Origin of the sequence: Salinisphaera sp. LB1, from assembly GCF_003177035.1 — a bacterium.
Taxonomy (GTDB): domain Bacteria; phylum Pseudomonadota; class Gammaproteobacteria; order Nevskiales; family Salinisphaeraceae; genus Salinisphaera.
In genome coordinates, this window is record NZ_CP029488.1 from 298,996 (window position 1) to 317,004 (window position 18,009).

General features: G+C 63.3%; 11 protein-coding genes and 2 tRNA genes. 2 read left to right on the forward strand and 11 right to left on the reverse strand.

The genetic code is table 11. The annotated features are described in order from the left end of the window. Positions 1–19: 19 nt before the first annotated feature. From SALB1_RS01310 to SALB1_RS01330, 5 genes are all read right to left on the reverse strand, one after another. Positions 20–3,121, reverse strand: coding sequence for an efflux RND transporter permease subunit (locus SALB1_RS01310; protein ID WP_109992211.1), 3,102 nt, complete (start codon positions 3,119–3,121; stop codon positions 20–22). A 2-nt stretch (positions 3,122–3,123) separates the two neighbouring features. Then, positions 3,124–4,176, reverse strand: a complete 1,053-nt coding sequence (locus tag SALB1_RS01315) for an efflux RND transporter periplasmic adaptor subunit (RefSeq protein WP_109992212.1) — start codon at positions 4,174–4,176, stop codon at positions 3,124–3,126. Next, positions 4,173–5,642 carry a TolC family protein gene (locus SALB1_RS01320; protein ID WP_158590571.1) on the reverse strand — a complete coding sequence of 490 codons (1,470 nt, stop codon included), beginning with the start codon at positions 5,640–5,642 and terminating at the stop codon, positions 4,173–4,175. Before SALB1_RS01320 ends, SALB1_RS01315 begins: the two co-directional genes overlap by 4 nt. A 217-nt stretch (positions 5,643–5,859) precedes the next feature. Next, on the reverse strand, positions 5,860–7,266 hold the full coding sequence (locus SALB1_RS01325; protein ID WP_109992214.1) for a heavy metal sensor histidine kinase: 1,407 nt from the start codon (positions 7,264–7,266) through the stop codon (positions 5,860–5,862). A gap of 1 nt (position 7,267) precedes the next feature. Further along, a complete protein-coding gene (locus SALB1_RS01330) occupies positions 7,268–7,948 on the reverse strand; it encodes a response regulator (protein WP_109992215.1) in 681 nt (226 codons plus the stop codon). A 473-nt stretch (positions 7,949–8,421) separates the two neighbouring features. Here SALB1_RS01330 and SALB1_RS01335 point away from each other — a divergent pair, with 473 nt between their 5' ends. Next, positions 8,422–11,466 carry an efflux RND transporter permease subunit gene (locus SALB1_RS01335; RefSeq protein ID WP_109992216.1) on the forward strand — a complete coding sequence of 1,015 codons (3,045 nt, stop codon included), beginning with the start codon at positions 8,422–8,424 and terminating at the stop codon, positions 11,464–11,466. 146 nt (positions 11,467–11,612) lie between these two features. Here SALB1_RS01335 and SALB1_RS01340 read toward each other — a convergent pair whose 3' ends face one another. Continuing rightward, the gene (locus SALB1_RS01340) at positions 11,613–12,332 is read right to left on the reverse strand and encodes a cation diffusion facilitator family transporter (RefSeq protein WP_109992217.1); all 720 of its coding nucleotides are present in this window, start codon (positions 12,330–12,332) and stop codon (positions 11,613–11,615) included. Between the two features lie 40 nt (positions 12,333–12,372). Between SALB1_RS01340 and SALB1_RS19790 the strand changes: the two genes are divergently transcribed. Further along, positions 12,373–12,681, forward strand: coding sequence for a response regulator (locus SALB1_RS19790; protein WP_109992218.1), 309 nt, complete (start codon positions 12,373–12,375; stop codon positions 12,679–12,681). Positions 12,682–12,918: 237 nt separating this feature from the next. On the opposite strand, the gene SALB1_RS01350 is transcribed toward SALB1_RS19790, so the two are convergent. From SALB1_RS01350 to SALB1_RS01370, 5 genes are all read right to left on the reverse strand, one after another. After that, a complete protein-coding gene (locus SALB1_RS01350) occupies positions 12,919–14,289 on the reverse strand; it encodes an MFS transporter (RefSeq protein ID WP_109992219.1) in 1,371 nt (456 codons plus the stop codon). 99 nt (positions 14,290–14,388) lie between these two features. Further along, complete coding sequence (locus SALB1_RS01355; RefSeq protein WP_109992220.1) at positions 14,389–15,450, reverse strand: proline racemase family protein; 1,062 nt, start codon at positions 15,448–15,450, stop codon at positions 14,389–14,391. 868 nt (positions 15,451–16,318) lie between these two features. Continuing rightward, positions 16,319–16,395 (reverse strand) — tRNA-Arg (locus tag SALB1_RS01360). 13 nt (positions 16,396–16,408) lie between these two features. Further along, positions 16,409–16,501 (reverse strand) — tRNA-Ser (locus SALB1_RS01365). A gap of 236 nt (positions 16,502–16,737) precedes the next feature. Continuing rightward, positions 16,738–18,009, reverse strand: a complete 1,272-nt coding sequence (locus tag SALB1_RS01370; protein ID WP_109992221.1) for an aspartate kinase — start codon at positions 18,007–18,009, stop codon at positions 16,738–16,740.

Consider the following 18,009-nt stretch of genomic DNA (forward strand, 5'->3'; position numbering starts at 1 on the left):
GCGCTCGACCCGTTGACACTCACGCCTTGACGGACTGCGGATCACTAAACCGCCCGTATCGCAAGGCCAACGCTGGCATCACCAGCAGATTAAGCAACGTCGAGGTTATCAAACCGCCCAAGATGACGATGGCCATGGGACCTTCGATCGCATTGCCCGGCGCTTCGCTGGTCAAAGCCAGCGGCAGCAGGCCCAAGGCGGTCACCAGTGCAGTCATCAGGATTGGGGCCAGCCGCTCTTGGGCGCCGCGCATCGCTGCTTCGGCCGACCAAGAAACGCCTTCGACGCGGACCAAGTGTTCATAATGGGCGATGAGCATGATGGAATTGCGTAGCGTGATACCGAATACGGTCACAAATCCCACCATGCCGCCCATGGACAGCGTTGCCCCCATCAATGCCAACACGGCCAGGACACCACCGACCAGCGCGAACGGCAGGTTGACCAGGATCAGCAGCAGATTGCGCGGCCAGGCCAGCACCACAGACAGCAGCAGAACGATAAATACCCCGGCGATCGCGGCACTGACGAGCAACTGTTGCGTGGATTGACTCTGGGTTTGCGCGGTGCCGGCATATTCGACGTAACTCCCGGCCGGCAAGTGAATGCTCTGGGCAATCCGCTGCTTGGCCTGGGCCACGAATGACGCGACATTGCCCCCGACCACGTTCGCGGTGACGGTCGCAACGCGCCGGCCGCCCTCATGCAAGATGGTGGCGCGTCCAGTGGTCACCGCGACGCGTGCCACGGTCTTGAGCGGCACATCGACGCCGCTGGCGCTCTTGATCAGCAGGCTACCGACATCGGCAACGCTGGACCGATCTTTGGGCGGGAGAATGACCGAAACATCGAAGATGCGGTCGCCATCGTAGACTTGACCCACGACATCGCCGCCGTAGACCGTGTGCAGCGTATCCAGCACGTCGAGTGGATGAAAACCCCAGCGTTTCAGTGCGGCGGGTATCAGGGTCACCAGGAGCTTCGGGCTATTGGGCTGGGCCTGTAGACGAACGCCACTGGCGCCGGGTATTTGACGCACAATCCCGGCGATGGCTTCGGCCTTCTGGTTGATCGTATCGAGGTCTTTGCCGAACACGTGGATGACCACGGGCGCGGTCTGGCCGGAAATCGTCTCCTCGATCCGTTCGGACAGAAATGTCTTGACCGCAAAATTAGCGCCCGGAATGCTGGCGAGCACTTTTTGTATCGCGCGGCGCGCGGCTTCGGATTGGGCGCCGGTCAGTGGCTTGAGATCGACATCGAATTCGCTCGAGTTGGTGCCCAGGATATCCTCGGCTTGGGGTGCCCGCCCGGCTTTTTGCGCGACCGAGCGCACGGAAGGCAGTTGCAATAGTTTGCGCGTCACTGTTTTCCCAAGCGCCACCGTTTGCGGCAGCGATGTCCCCGCGGCCTCAACCATATGCACGATGTAGTGGCCTTCCTTGAGCTCCGGGATAAACCGGGCGCCGAGGAAAGGGACTGCGACCAGACCCGCCACAGTGGCCAGCAGGACGGTCGCGATCACCCAGCGATAATGGCGCTCGACCCGTTCCAGTAGTCGGCCATAGCGGGGCTTGAGCCAGCCGGTCACCGGCGGTTCCTGTGATTTGAGGCGGCGATGGGCCAGCAGCCAGAAGCTCAACGCGGGGGTGACCGTTAGCGCCACCGCGAGCGATGCCAACGTCGCTATAATATAGGCATAGGCCAAGGGTCCAAACAGACGCCCTGACACGCCGGGCAGCGTGACGATCGGAATAAACACCATGGCGATCGCCAGCGTGGCGTAGACCACCGCGCTGCGTACTTCCAGGGTGGCGTCGCGGACCACGCGCAACGTCGTTCGCGGTTGCGCCTCGGCCTGGTTCTCGCGCAATCGCCGATAGATATTCTCGACGGTAATCACCGCATCATCGACAAGCAGCCCGATGGCGATCGCCAGCCCCCCGAGCGTCATGGTGTTGAGCGTATAGCCCAGGAGTTCCAGAACCAGGGTCGCGGTCAACAACGACAATGGGATGGCGACCAGCGAGATAAGCGCCGTACGCCAGTTGAACAAAAACAGGAACAACACCACGGCCACGAGCACACCGCCGATAGCGAGCGCTGTCTGTAGATTGCCGACCGCCCGATGCACGAAGGCCGCCGGCCGGAACAGATCGGGTGCCATCTGGATATGGGCCGCCTTGAGGGTGGGCCGCAGGCCTTTCAAGGCGGCATCCAGACGCTGGGTCACTTGCAGCGTGTTGGCACCGTATTGCGTCGAGACGATGAGCTCGACGCCGGGCTGGCCGTTGATGAGCGCCGCGCCGACCGGCGGTGCCGGGGCCGCCTTGACGGTGGCGACATCACCCAGCGTGATGGGCACGCTATGCTTTGTGGTGAGCGTGACATCGGCCAGCGCTTTCGGGGTGATCGACTGGCCCCGGGTCTGGAGTTCGATGCGTTGATTGTGCGTCTCGATAAAGCCCGTGCCGCGTACGCCGGTCGCGCGCCGGGCAGCAGAGGCCAAATCGGCCACGGACAAACCGTACTGAATCAGCTTTTGCGGGTTCGGCTGGATTTGCAGCTGTCGTACGCGGCCACCGAAAACGGTGACCTTGGACACCCCATGCACGGCCAACAGCCGGCGCCGTACGGTCCATTGCGCCACGGTATGCAACGCCATGAGCGAGCGGCTCTTGGAACTGAGCCCGACGACCAGCACCGTCCCTGTCGCCGAGGTTAGCGGCGTCATCACCGGCGCTTGCGCGGCCGCCGGTAACTGTCCGGCGATCGAGGCTAGCCGTTCGGCGACCACCTGACGGTCACGATAGATGTCGGTGTTTGGATCAAAGGTGGCGGTAATGACCGACAAGCCCAGAATCGAGCCTGAGCGCAGCGACTGCAACCCCGGTACGCCGTTGACCGCGCTCTCGACCGGCGTCGTCACGAGTTGTTCGACCTGACGGGGCGCCAGCCCCGGCGCTTCGGTCTGGATCACGACCTGGGGCGGGGCGAACTGCGGGAATACGCCGTAGTGCGCGCCCACGAAACGGTAGCCGCCGTAGACAACCAACAGGACGGCAAGCGCGAGCACAACCCAGCGATGCCGCAACGACGCGGTGACAAGACGCTTTAACATAGTCAGTCCGTATCGCCTTCGTCACCGCCGGCGCTGCCTTTGGGCGCGTTGGCGAGCGCCTGTACGGAAAATAAAATGCTCGCGCCCCGCGTGACCAGACGGCTGCCGGGATCCAGACCGCTGGCCTGGAACCAGCCGCCCGGCACCGGCGTGTCGGTACGCACCGGTTGGCGTACGAACCGCCCGCCGCCCTTGGCGACATAGGCCCAGGCGCTGCCCTGCGACCAGACCACGGCCGCGTCCGGTACCACGACGCCGTTGTGTTGCGGCCCATAGGGCATCAGTGCCGTGACGTGCAGCCCATAGCTCAACAGCTCACTCTGTGAGGATGCCCGAAAATAATAGCTTCGGCCTTGCAGGTCGGGGTCGGTAGCGGGCGCGGGCGAGATCAGCGACGCCGCCACTGCCTTGCCGCCGGCGAGCACTTGCGCGCTTGCGGGCGGATTGGCCGGGGCTTCGCCCAGAGGCAAGGTCAGTTTGAGTAGCCGATGTTGATGCTGGGGGTGTATCAGCTGTTCAAACGCGGGGCTGTCCTTGCGCATCCACTGCGCGATCTTCACGCCCCACTGGGCCTGGATCGCAGTCAGCGTAGACGATCGTTTGGCTTGGGCCGCGTGGGCGGCTGCCTGATCGGATAGCCAGGCCGCCCGGGCGTTCTGGACTTCTTTTTTCGAGACGTTGTGCTGGTGTCGATACAACCCCTTGAGCCGTCGATACTCGGGCTGCGACGCGGCAAGTTGGGCTTTGGCGCGGGCCGCGTCGGCTTGTGCGCTGGCCAGCCGTTGGTAGGCGTCGGTCAAGGTCCCAGGCTCGACCACGCTGCCGTAAGCTCGTCTATGTGCCCGGTACGTGCTTGATTTTAGCGTCTGGGTTTGCAGGCCGATGGCTTTGCGTGTGTTGGCGTCGAGCTGCACATAGGTCACGCCGTCGCGCGTGAACACTCGTTGTGGCGCCGCGATGGGAGGACCTTCGTCTTCATCGGCCCAGGCGGGCCCGGCGGTCACAACCACGCCGCTAACCAGCACGAGTACCGCGAGATGAATCCATCGTTTCATGAGGCCGATGCCTTTGAAGAGCGCGCATGGGAGGAGTTCTGTGGCGGCGCCACATTCTGGATCGCACGGGCCGTTGGCGTGCCCCGCGCCAACGGGTACTCCACGGTATCGGCCAGCGCACCCAGCGCTTTTTCAGCCTGCACCCGCGCCTTCAACAGTGCGAGGCGATCAGTTTGCGTTTCCAGTTGGATGCGCAGCAGATCCAGGCGATTCGTTTCCCCGGCCCGATACGAGGCGCGTGCCGAGCCGAGCCGGCTCTGGCTTGATTTAAGTAAATGCTGCGCGAGCTGCAACTTGTGTGCGCTGGCCTGATAGGCTGCCAGAGCGCGGTTGAAATCGGTCGTAATACGCGCTTGCAGCACGCGAAACCGAGCAGCGCGCTGTTGGCGTTGGGCGCGAGCCTCGGCGATCGGCCCCTGGTTCTGGTTGAACACCGGCAGGTCGAGCGACAAGCCGATCGACCATTTATGCGCCCCTTGGTCCCAGGTATAGCCCGGACCGATGTTCAGGTTGGGATACTGGCGTGCAATTTCGAGCCTGACGGCCTGCTCGCTGGCCGTATAGCGCATCAGCGCGGCGCGAATATCGGGGCGCCGGGTCAACGCATAGGTCTTGAATCGTGCCCTCGGTATCTTTTGAAATGCCGGCAGCTTCCGCAACGCGTTGAAGTCATAATGCAGTCCGCGCAATGCGTCCAATGGCACACCCAGCGCACCCGCCAGCGAGGCGCGGGCTTGGTTTTCGGCCGCTCGCGCGTCGGCTCGGCTGAGTTGGGCATTCGACCGCTGGAGGCGCGCCTGGACCACTTGATATTGCGACGTTTGTCCCGCTTTGAACCGCTGTTCGAGCGCGGCGAGCAATGCCGCGGCATCTTGAACCTGGGTATCCAAAAGCTGAACCCGCCGCCGCGCGGCATACAGTTTGATCCAGGGCTGACGGACATTGGCTCTGATCTGCCACGCGGTTTGGACGACATTGAGCCGGGCGGCCTCGGCCTGATCGAGCGCCTCGGCGACCCGATGCGAGCGCTTGCCGGCGGTCAGTATTGGCATATCAACCGCTAAGCCGACCGTCCAAGGCGACAGGCCAGCGGCTGCATTGGTCGCATACTGCACGGGGTTAAGGTTGAGCGTGGGGTTGGGGTAGGCGCCCGCAGTAATGGCCTTGGCCCGCGCACTCGCCCACTGGGCACGGGCCAGCGCCAGCTTGGGGTGATAATGCAACGCGGCCACAGTCAGTTGGTCCAGCGTCCAGGCTTTCGGTGGCCACGGGCTCATGGCATGGCCAAGCTGGGCTTGCATGAAGGCGCGCAGATCCGCGTTATCCAGCGATCGGTGTGAAAATTGGGTGGCGTTTGCCGGCGCCGACAGCGGGCGCGGGTGATAGGTCGCGCAGCCCGTCAGCACCATCAAGACCACGACGATCGACGCGCTCGCCAGACGTCTCGCATGCGTGCTGTGCCTCATGCGCCAGCCGAGCCTTTGTCGCCGCGAAAGCAACGGATATGGATTAACCCCCTTCATGATCCACACGCTAGCAAACCGACCTGTCAGGAACCTGACATCAAAATGACAGAGTTGTCAGTTTTCGGTCGTTGCCGTCGAGACCACCAGATACGAAGCGGGACCGGGAGCCACGCCATCACCCGGGGACGGCCTGTAGCCCCTGCGGCGCCCCCTATCATCAAGCCGCCGGCCAGGTCAGCGACACGGTCGTGCCCTCGGCCCGATGGCTCTCGATCGATACGCGGCCGTTGTGCAGTTTCATGATCGAATCGACGATGGCCAGACCGAGACCGCTGCCCTGAACCGAATCCGTGCGCGACTCATCCGCGCGATAGAACCGATCGAACACACGATGCAGGTGCTCCGGCGCGATACCGCTGCCGTTGTCGGTCACCCGAATGGTGGCGGTCTCACCCGGCACGACCTCCACGACGATCTGGCCGCCGGCCGGCGTATGCCGGATCGCATTGGCCACCAGATTAGCCACGGCGCGGCGCAGCAAGTCGTCATCGCCATGCGCCCGCGCCGCACCTCGTGAATGCAAGGCTACACCCTGTTGTTCGGCCAGTGGCGCATAATACTCAACCACCGATGCCGCGATTTCATCGAGCGCGATCGCCTTATGCGGGTGCGACGTCCGATCCTGCTCCGCGCGGGCCAGAAACAGCAGACTATCCACGATACGTTCGAGGCGCAGCGTTTCCTCGAGCATGGATTCGACGGTGCGACGGTAATCCTGCTCATCTCGGGTACGCGATAAGGCGATTTCGGCCTCGTTGCGCAAATTGCCAAGCGGGGTGCGCAGCTCATGGGCCACATCGGCCGAAAACTGGCGCAGCCGCTCGAACGAACGGGCCAGGCGATCGAGCACACGATCCAGCGTGTCGGCCAACCCGCTGATTTCGCGTGGCCACGATTGCTGTCTGAGCGCGTCCCGGTCGGGCCGCTCCAGGGAAAGATTCGACACGACACGGCTCAGCGCCCGCATGGGGGCCAGCCCCTTTCGCGCCGCGGCAATGCTCAATGAAACCGCCAATAACGTGCCGATCGCCAATACGACGATCAGCATATTCCGATAATCCGCCAAGACCGCCCGATCATGGGCGACGTTCAGGGCGAGCTGGAGTATCACCGGCTGGCCGGTTGTCGCGTCCGCCCCGAGATCGATGGCGGCCAGCAAGTAATGCCCCCGCCGGTTGACCCGGGCCATTCGCGGCCCGTTGGTGAACTGGCGATACGGCTGTGCCGCGGGGAAGTCTTTCCCGGGCAGACGATCCGCCATGCCGGGCGTTTCCCCAAGCACCTTGTTTTGCGCGAGTGACAGACGAGCTTCGTAATCTCGAAAACGCGTGGACTCGGTCTCGGTATGGATCTCCTTGACCAGCCTCCGGGTCCGGTGGCCATCGTCGGCCAGGTCGGCGTGCAGCTCATGCACCTTGGCGATCAGGAACTGACTATCTTCGTAATTGAAGCTGTGAACAAGATAGTAATACAGTGCCACGCCGCAGACCGACAATACGGCCAGGGTCGAGGCCGCATACAGCACGCTCAGTCGTAGTGTTATGGATCGCGGCAGCAACACCATTTTAGTGCCGCAACTCGAGCAGATACCCCACGCCGCGCACGGTATGGATCAAACGGTCCGTGAACGGGACATCCACTTTGGAACGAAGACGCGCCACCGCCACGTCGATCACATTCATGTCGAGATCACTGCCGAAATTCATTTCCCAGATCTTTTCGGCGATCACGGTCCGGCTGACTACCTGACCGGACCGCCCTGCGAGCAGAGTGAGCAGGGAAAACTCCTTCGGCGTCAAACGCAACGTCTGGTCGGCACGGGCCGCGTGCCGGCGTATCGGGTCAACCACCAGATCGCCGATGACGAAACGCTCCGGCTTGATCTGGTCGCCGCGCCGCGCAATGGCACGCAGCCGTGCCACGAGTTCGCTAAAGGCAAAGGGTTTGACCAGATAGTCGTCGGCGCCCAGATCCAGGCCGCGGACCCGATCCGATACCTCGTCGCGCGCGGTCAGCAACAACACCGGCAGATGGTCATTCGCATCGCGCAACGCCGAGAGCACGGACCAGCCATCGCGACGCGGCAGCATCAAATCCAGAATGGCCGCGTCGTATTCCTCACTGAACAGCCATTCCAGGGCTTGCTCGCCGTCCGCGGCGAGATCCACCACATGCCCGGCTTCGGACAGCCCCGTCCGCAGGAGGTGCCCCGTCTTGGCATCGTCTTCAGCGATAAGTATGCGCATGCGTCATTGACTGCCATCGATCATCCATATCACCCGCGACGCGGAACCAGGCCTGTCACTGGGCAGGATGGCCGTCCGGACAGGCCGTTACCCCATCCCCCGCAGGATACCTGCGTTTTCGCGCCGTGCGGCATTGCGGCCATGCGCCGCATTCGATGCCGGCACGCACACGCGCCACACGGCGATGCGGCTACCATACCCGGATCGCGGTGAGCCGTCGGACGCCGCTCATGCTGTGCCCGGTCGTCCGCCGCGATATTAACCCGGTATGAAGGTATTTTCATGCCGGATTAGTAACATCGGCGATCATGCGTTCGTGTCCGGCCAAGGGGGTGGGTCGGGCGGATTCATGTTCGGACCGGGATCGGGAACAAGCGCCTGGCGCGCGTCGAACGCCATCTGACTGGGGGAGCCGCGGTGGTTATCCAAGGCAACCACGAGCTCTCGGATGGTATGAAGATGGGGAACTCTTCATGAATTTTGCCACGTGGGTCCAGAGCCACCGCCGCTCGGTTCTTTTTCTGCTGGCGTTGTTGGCGCTGGGCGGGGCCGCCAGCCTTTTCCAGTTGCCGGCGGCGCTGTTTCCACAGGTGGCGTTCCCGCGGGTCCGCGTATCGCTGGATGCCGGTGCGCGTCCGGCGCAGGAGATGATGCTGCGGGTCACGCGCCCGGTCGAACGCGCGGTTCGCACCGTGCCCGGAGTACGCGCCGTGCGCTCGACGACCAGCCGCGGCAGCACCGATATCTCGATCGATTTCGATTGGGGCCACGACATGGTGAATGCGCTGTTGCAGGTGGAATCGGCGATCAACCAGATCAAGTCCGGCCTGCCGGCGGGCACGCACTTCACCGCGAAACGCATGTACCCGTCCAACTATACCGGCGTGATCGCTTATAGCCTGACTTCGGCCGATGTCAGCCAGATCAAACTGCGCGATCTGGCGAAGTATCAGATGGCGCCTTTTCTATCCAGCGTGCCCGGGGTCGCCAAGGTCACCGTACAGGGCGGCGATGTGGCGGAATACCGGGTGAACGTGGAGCCGGCGCGGCTCAATGCGCTCGGCCTTTCCATCGGCGATGTGGCCCGGGCGCTATCGGCATCCAACGTGCTCACGGCGGTCGGCCGCGTACAGGATCACTACAAACTGTATCTCGAGGTCTCCGACACCCGGTTCCAGAGCCTGGAACAGATCCGCCACACGGTGCTCAGGAGCGGCAGTGACGGCCTGGTACAGCTCGAGGACGTCGCGCGGGTGCATCGGGCGACCGCGCCCAGATACACCCGTTTTACCGCCGACGGCAAACAGGCCGTGCTGGTGAATGTCTACCAGCAGCCCGGCGCGAGCGTGATCAAACTCTCACGCGACCTCGCGGCGCGATTGAAACAGTTTCAGCCGCAGATACCCCCTGGGGTGAAACTGCACCAGTGGTACGACCAGAGCCAGCTGGTCAGCGTTTCCCGAAGCAGCGTCGTCGAGGCGATTGTCATTGGCATCATCCTGGCCGCCGTCGTGCTGCTGGTGTTCCTGCGCAGCTGGAAGATCACGCTGGTCGCGATCATTGCAGTGCCGGCCGTGCTGGCGGCGACCATGCTGGCGCTGTACACGCTCGGCATGACGCTCAATATCATGACGCTGGGCGGCATGGCGGCTGCGGTTGGCCTGATCATTGACGACGTGATCGTGATGATCGAGCAGGTGGTGCGTCGGGTGCAGGAAACAGGCGAACACGGCATCGAGCGCGTGCTTGCCGCCGCCCGCGAGTTCACCCATCCGCAGATCGGCTCCTCGGCCTCCACCATCATAATCTTCCTGCCACTGGCGTTTCTAAGTGGTGTGACCGGCGCATTCTTCAAGGCGCTGTCGCTGACGATGGCGGTCGCCCTGTTCATCTCGTTTCTGGTGGCGTGGCTGGTGGTGCCGCTGCTCGCCGACTTCATGCTGGGCCCCAGGGATACCGAGCACGAGAAGCTCGGCTGGATCACGCGCCGGGTCAACCGCGGCTATACCAGGCTCATGGTACGGCTGTTACGACGCCCCGCCTGGGTACTGGCCGGCCTGGTACCGCTGCTGGTACTCGCCTATGTCGCGTTTTCCAATGTGGGGTCGGGCTTCATGCCCACCATGGACGAAGGCGGGTTCACGCTCGATTACCGCTCGGCGCCCGGTACATCGCTGGCCGAAACCAACCGTCTGATGATGCAGGTGGCCGAGATATTGAAGAAAAACCCGTATGTGCAAACCTGGTCGCGGCGCCAGGGGGCGCAGTTGGGCGGCGCCATGACCACGACCAATTCCGGCGACCTGTTCGCACGGCTCACGCCGTTGCCACGCCCCTCGACGGAAGCGGTGATGGCCCAGGTCCGCCAGGCGATCCAGCAACAGGTGCCGGGCCTGGACATCGATTTGTATCAGCTCATCGAGGACGAAATCGGTGATCTCACCTCGGTGCCCGAACCCATCGATATCCGGCTATTCGGCAACGATGAGAGCCAGCTGCGCCAGGTCGCCGGCCGAGTGGCGCAGGCCATAGGTAAGGTCAACGGCGTCGTGGGTGTCAAGGACGGGGTCGTGATCGCCGGTGCGGCGTTGACGATTCACGTCGACCGGATCAAGGCCGCCGTCGAGGGATTGTCACCCCAGGCCGTCACCCAGCAGTTGCAAGCCTATCTGGGCGGCGTCGTCACGACGCAGGTGCGCAAGGGCATCAAGTTCGTCGGCGTGCGGGTCTGGATACCGAAAAACCAGCGCGACCAAGTGGACACAATCGGCAAGATGCTGCTGCGGGCACCGGACGGCCACCTCGTCCCCTTGGCACGGGTGGCCAACGTGCGGATCGTTTCCGGCCAACCACAACTGACCCGCTACAACCTCAAGAGCGACGTGGCGGTGACCGCCCGCATCAGCGGACGCTCCCTCGGCTCGACCGTGGCCGATGTCAAGCAGGCGCTGCAGAAACCGGGCCTTATTCCCGACGGCGTTTACTATCAGCTTGGTGGGCTGTACAAACAGCAGCAACAGGCCTTCAAGGGCCTGATCACGGTCTTTGTGGCCGCGGTGGCATTGATATTCCTGCTGCTGCTGTTCCTCTATGAGCGTTTCCGCGTGGCGCTGGCGATTCTGATCCAGCCGCTACTGGCCGCCAGCGCGGTCTTCATCGGGCTGTGGGCCACCGGCGTCGAACTCAATATCACCGCGATGATGGGCATGACCATGGTCATCGGCATCGTGACCGAAATCGCGATCTTCTATTTCTCGGAGCTACGCCTGATCAGGAATGATCTACCCCTGGCCTGGAACCTGATCCGCGCCGGGCGCAACCGGATGCGGCCGATCGTGATGAGCGCGCTGGCCTTCGCACTGGCGCTGATGCCGCTGGCATTCGGGCTGGGCCAGGGGTCGGGCATGCAGCGCCCGTTGGCCATCGCCATCATCTCCGGTCTGCTGGTGCAGATTCCGCTGGTGCTGCTATTCCTGCCCGTGCTCTACAAACTGCTTGCCGGGCGTTCGTCGCGTTGATGGGCCGGCATCGCCCGACAGGCACCACGCTTTCGCGAGTCCGGGGCGCGACGAACGCGGCGTCGCCCTGCCCTTCGGTTGACACGCGCCTGGGCGCGGCGGCGCCGCGCGTGAAGCGCCTGCAACCCCGGCAGGCGTGTGGCGGGCTATGCGTTCGTCGCTGATTGCAGCTCGGTCCATGCCTCGCGCAGCATCCCGATGGCCGTGTAGGCAAACAACAGCACGACCAGCGCGCCCACGATCCAATCAGGCCACGGCACACCCACCGCGAGCACCAGAACGCCCGCGCCGATCGTCGCGGCATTGCCGATGGCGTCGTTGCGCGTGCACAGCCACATCGCCCGCATGTTGATATCTTCATGGCGATAGCGCAGCAACAGACCGGCGGCGGCCAGATTTGCCACCAGGGCCACAGCGCCCATACCGATCATGAACGCGGCGACCGGCAATGCGCCGATCACGATCTGGTGAATCAACTGGGCACCGATGCCGGCCGCCAGTACCAGTTCGATGAAGGCGTTCGTGAACCCGGCGCGGGCGCGGGCGCGAAGCGTGCGGTTGAGCGCGAACAGCCCGATTCCCAGGCCCACGGCGTCGATCAGCATATCGACGGAATCGGCCTGTAGCGCGCTCGAATGCCCCCAGAGCCCAACACTCATCTCGGCGACGAACATGAACGCATTGATGATCAGCGCCACAACCAGGGCGCGTCGTTGGGCGCCAGACGCCTGGCTCAGATCGCCAGTATTACAGCCACAGCAGCTATCGGTCATTGTTGCCTGTCTCGCTCGTTGAGGCGGGAGCCGTGAACACGATAATCGCCAACACGAATGACAACAACAGCAGCGCCACGCGCCGCGCCGCATCGTCGTCGATGACGATGCCGGCCTCTGTGCCTCCCTGGAAATGCTTCTGGCGGCCGCAGGCTACGTATGTGCCAGCTACGGATCGGCCGAGACCTACCTCAGGCGAGCAGCCGCTGGCCGGCCCGGTTGTATTCTGCTCGACATCGAGCTGCCGGGCATGAGCGGCCTCGAACTCCAGCGCATGATGCACGCGCAGGCATCGGATCCACCGATTGTCTTCCTGACGGCCAGTGGCCGCGCAGATGACGCGCGTCAGGCCTGGGCGGGCGGGGCCGCCGCATTCCTGCACAAACCGGTCGACCCCGATCAGCTGCTCGATCAAATCGCGCGCGTGACCGCCGGGTACTAAGAGCCTATTCCAATAAGCTCTAAAGGCCTGCCAGACGCCCGGCAGGCCGCGCATCATGTGCCAACGTCCGGGCCCGTTGGCGTTTCACGCGGCGCGGCCTTGCGGCCCGAGCCCGTGTCAGTCCGAGCGCCACGCCCAGGCCGTCGGCGGGCCGCGGGCCCGGAATCAATGACCCCGTCATGAGCGGATTTGTAACGGCGGTTGGGCGACCGGCTACGCGGCTGGATCAGCACGGGCTCAAGGTTTGCCCCGCCTCCGACGAGGTCCGCGCGAACTCCGCAGACTTGCGGAACCGGCCAGTGGCTGGCCAGCCGTCTCCTTGACCGTGAACAACGTCAGCAGGGCAACCGCAGCGGCCACCATCAGATAGATCGCGGGCATGTAAAGATTGCCGGTTGCGCCGATGAGCGCCGTGATCACGAAAGGCGCCGTGCCGCCAATCGCGGATGTCGACAGGTTGTACGAGATCGCAAACCCGCCATAACGGATACGGGTCGGGAAAATAGCGGGCAAAGTGGCGGGCATGGTACCGGATAGCAACACCACCAGAATCGCCAGAATCGCAAGCCCCACGGCCGTATAGACCATGCCGTGCAACTGAAACATCCAGAAGGCCGGGTAAGCGAGCAACAGGAAGCCGATACACGATGCCATGATGAGCGGCTTGCGGCCCACGCGGTCCGACAGCCAGCCGACGAGCGCGATGACGAGCATCATGCCGATATAGACCGCGATCAACAGCTCCAGCGATTGCGTACTGGAGAAATTCAGATGTTTCTCGAAATAGCTCGGCAGATACGTCAGTACGGTGTAATACGCCACGTTCAGCAGCACCACCAGACCAATGCACTGCAGCATCCGCCGCCAGTGTTCGGAGAAGATCTCGCGTAGCGGCGAGCGGGAGGTTTCGCCTTTTTCCGCCGCCGATGAAAATGCCGCGCTGTCTTCCAGCTTGAGTCGCAGATACAGCCCGAACAGGCCCAGGGGCGCTGCACATAGAAACGGAACGCGCCAGCCCCAGCTGTGCATCGCCGAATCCGGTAGCGAGACCGTCATCACGGTCACCAGCCCCGCACCGAGGGTGTAGCCTCCCAACGTGCCGAATTCGAGAAAGCTGGACAGAAAACCACGGCTGTCGTCGGGGGACGATTCCACGATGAAAGTCGCCGCGCCGCCGTACTCGCCGCCGGTCGAAAACCCCTGAACCAGGCGGGTGACGATCAACAGAATCGGGGCCCAGACGCCGATGGTCTGGTAGGTCGGCAGCACACCGACAGCCGTGGTCCCGGCGGCCATCATGAGAATGGTCATCACCAGCACCTTGCTGCGCCCGATGCGATCACCCAACGGGCCGAAGAAAAGACCGCCCAACGGACGTGCCAGAAACGATATCGCGAAGACGCCGAAGGACTTGAGTAACGAACCGCCCTGGCCGTGAAAGAAAAGATCGCCGACGGTCGTGGCGAGATAGCCGTACACGCCGAAATCGAACCACTCCATGGCATTACCCATGGCCGCCGCGGCCACTGATCGGCGAATCTCCGATGTGGTCAGCGCAACGCCGTCGGATTCGTTGTCTTCGCCTGTGTCCGCAACCCGGGTACTCATGGTTCAACTCGTGTCGTCGAATTCTGCGCGACAGCCGGGCTGTCGCAGCACTCATGAAAAATGCGCGAAACCATAACCGCGAAACCCACGTTGGGCCGGTTAACCGGGTTCGACCAGAACATTTTCCAGATCGGCGGTATCGACAAGAGGGTCGTCGAGCTCGACTTCGACCCGGGACCGGGTCAGGGTCCAGGCGCGGCCGGTGATGTGGGTGTCCCAGCCGCGTTGTCCGTTCACCGTGGTCTGGCCAAGCAGGGTGCCGATAAAGCTGCTGTCGCGGGGCGAGAGCGTTTCCAGCCACTGCCCCTCCCGGATCTGGCCGCGTTCCGCCATCAGCGCGATGCGCGCGGAGGTTCCGGTACCGGTGGGGCTGCGACAGATCACCCCCGGGTGAACATAGGTCGCGCCGCGGGCGCGAAAACCGCCATCGACCGCATGCGCCGTACGCATGAAATGCACGAACGGAAGCGGCGTCACATCATCGAACTCGGGATGATTCTCGATGAATTCCGGACGCACGGTCTTGACGAAAGCGTCGGCAAAGGCTGCCAGCGCCGGTTCCTCGTCGCGAACCAGCTGAAAACCCAGCGCTTGTGCATCGATCATCGCGTAAAACCCGCCGCTCCAGACGACGTTGTAGCGAACCCTGCCGTAGCGTGGCACCTCGGCTTCCAGATCCGGGACCGCCAGATAGGCCGCCTCGCCCTGGGTCGTGACCGACTGGACGAAACCGTTGGCACATCGCGCCTGCACGCGGGCGATACCGGCCGGCGACTCCAGCAAAACCGTCTGCTGGCTGTCTTCGATCGGGATGCGACCGCTTTGCAGCAACGCGGTCGCGGTACAGATCGTGTTGGATCCGGAGTACATGGGGTAACCCATGGCTTCCATGATGATGTAGCCGGCCTCGGCGTCGGGATTGCACGGCCGTACGATCAGGTTCACCGACATCGCCGGGTCGCCATAAGGCTCGGAGAGCAACAGGCGGCGCAGGCCATCGCCATTGGCTTCCAGATACAGCTGCTGTTCGTGCACGGTCTTGCCCGGCAAGGCCTCGACGCCACTGAGCACGATGCGGCTAACATCGCCGCCGGCCTGCATATCGATCATCTTGAGCGAGCGTACGCGGCTGGGTTTCTTGTCCGGTAGATCATCCGACATGGCACACTCCGTGTTGCGGGCGTCGCCGCGGCGGGACGAACGCGCGCGTTCCGCGGGTTACAAGCGGCAGGAACGGCATTGATGACGCCTCAACCGGCCCGGCTCGGGTCTGTCGTCACAGACCTCGATACCGTTGCCGGGGCTGCGCCGGGAAGTCGCCGCATCGCCTGCTCTCACGCTAACGCATTCAAGCGGCGAGCCAATCCGGGTAATTACCAACCGGGATTGATAGGAGACGCCGCGCCATGATCCGCTCCCAGAGCACGATTGGCATCGTTCCGGCCGCGGCCGTTGGGGATGCGTTGCTACCGCAGGGGGCGCTGGAAACCGGCTTCGGCGTCCAGAGCAGCGTTGGTGCATCATCTCTTCTGTAATTTGGCCTGGGCCGTAAAGGTGACAGGCCACCCGCTATCCTCTCGTTGGATTTGTTCGCGCAAACGACGAAAGGAGAAAACGAATGGCCTGTTGAACCGCCCCGGGAATGCTGGAGAGCCTTTCTTGTCATGGTGCGCCCGGAGAGATTATTCGCGGCTGCGCCGCTCACCTCTTCTGGGCCGCCGTCGCTGCGCTCCGGCGTTCGACCGCGCTATGCGCGGTCGTCGAACGCTTGTTTATGGGTCGGGAGTTCGAATTGAGTCGTCAGCCATAAAAAAGGCCCTCCCGTTTGGGAGAGCCTTTCTTTTTTCTTGGTGCGCCCGGAGAGATTATTCGCGGCTACGCCGCTCACCCCTTCGGCGCCGCCGTCGCTGCGCTCCGGCGTTCGACCGCGCTATGCGCGGTCGTCGAACACTTGTTTATGGGTCGGGAGTTCGAATTGAGTTGTGAGACAAAAAAAAGACCCTCCCATTTGGGAGAGCCTTTCTTGTCATGGTGCGCCCGGAGAGATTCGAACTCCCGACCTTGCGGTTCGTAGCCGCACGCTCTATCCAACTGAGCTACGGGCGCTTAACTTCTTGTTTGGCGGAGAGGGAGGGATTCGAACCCTCGAAGGGGCTATAAACCCCTTACTCCCTTAGCAGGGGAGCGCCTTCGACCACTCGGCCACCTCTCCAAAAATCCTTTCTCTCGTTCAACGCGAAGGCTTGGTTGCTGCACAGCCCTTTGCGTCGATTCGTCGAACAAAGCGACTTTCGAATGAAGCGACCGTGCGATGCATCCGCGATCAATCGAGGCTGCGCATAATAGCGATTCGATGGCCCGGGGTAAACCCTTTTTTTCACGATCGATCGCAATGACCGGGACGACGGCGCGCGCCGGTTCAGCGACGCCCGTCGCCATGCCGTTCGCCTACCGATCCGCGGCGGGCGTCAGTTCCGACTCGACCCGCTTCGGCTCGTTCTCGAGCTCGAATTCGTCGTGCAGCGCGCGCACGGCGAGTTCGAGGTACTTGTTCTCGACCACGATCGATATCTTGATCTCGGTGGTCGAGATCATACGGATATTGATGTTCTCGTCGGCCAGCGCCTTGAACATGCGCGCGGCGACGTTGGCGTGCGAGCGCATGCCCACCCCCACCAGCGAGACCTTGCACACGTCGGGCGTGCCGGTGACCTCGCGCGCGCCGACGCCCGGGGCGGCTTTTTCGAGCAGTTCCTTGGCGGTCTCGTAGTCGCGCTTGTGCACGGTGAAGGTGAAGTCGGTGAGCGTGTAGTCGCTCGACGAATCGCCCGAGACGTTCTGCAGGATCATGTCGACTTCGATGTTGTTCTCGCCGATCGGGCCGAGCAGCGAATAGGCGATGCCGGGCCGGTCGGGCACGCCGAGCACGGTGAGCTGCGACTCGTCCTTGGTAAAGGCGATGCCGGAAATAATCGGTTCTTCCACGTATTCCTCCAGGGTGATCAGCGTGCCGGGGCCTTCCTCGAAGGTCGACAGAACGCGCAGCGGCACGCCGTACTTGCCGGCGAACTCCACCGCGCGGATCTGCAGGACCTTCGAGCCGAGACTGGCCATCTCGAGCATTTCTTCGAACGTGATCTTGTCCAGGCGACGGGCGCCCGAGACCACGCGTGGGTCGGTGGTGTAGACGCCGTCGACGTCGGTGTAGATCTGGCACTCATCGGCCTTGAGCGCGGCGGCCAGGGCCACGGCCGTGGTGTCGGAACCGCCGCGGCCCAGCGTCGAGATCGAGCCGTCGCCGGTGATGCCCTGGAAACCGGCCACCACAGCCACCGCGCCCGCATCGATCGCTGCGTGCAGGTTGTCCTCCTCGATCCGCTCGATACGGGCCTTCGAGTGAAACTCGTCGGAGACGATGGGCACCTGCCAGCCGGTGAACGAACGCGCCTTCACGCCGATGTGTGACAGCGCCATCGACAACAGCGCGATGGTCACCTGCTCGCCGGTGGACAGGAGCACGTCCATCTCGCGCGGCACCGGGCGGCCGGACAGCTCGCTGGCGAGCTCGGTCAGGCGATCGGTCTCGCCGCCCATGGCCGAGACCACCACGACCACCTGATCGCCGCGGTCGCGATAGCCTTTGATCTTTTCCGCGATGCGCTTGATCTTGTCGACCGTCCCCACCGAGGAGCCGCCGTATTTCTGGACAATCAGTGCCAT